A 241-nucleotide genomic window follows, 5' to 3' on the forward strand; every position below is an offset into this window, starting at 1 on the left:
GGCGGGCTGGGGGGTAAGGGTGGTCATGCGGGGTTGTTCGGCGCCGGCGGCGCCGGCGGTGCCGGTGGCGTGGGTGCGCTGGGCATCGCCGGCACTACCGCCGCCGGCCAGAACGGCGGTGTCGGCGGCGTCGGCGGCGTCGGTGGAAATGGAGGTGTCGGTGGGGCCGGCGGGGTGATTTGGGGCGATGGCGGAACCGGTGGTGCCGGCGGGACCGGTGGCGCAGGTGGTGTCGGCGGCG

The 241-nt window shown here is 77.2% G+C and carries 1 protein-coding gene; it reads left to right on the forward strand.

Annotated features, from left to right (window positions below):
• Window positions 1-241, forward strand: a 241-nt coding sequence (locus BST40_RS30630; RefSeq protein ID WP_208618982.1) for a hypothetical protein, incomplete at both ends; no start/stop codon positions are given.

Origin of the sequence: Mycobacterium persicum, from assembly GCF_002086675.1 — a bacterium.
In the GTDB taxonomy this organism is placed as follows: Bacteria; Actinomycetota; Actinomycetes; order Mycobacteriales; family Mycobacteriaceae; genus Mycobacterium; species Mycobacterium persicum.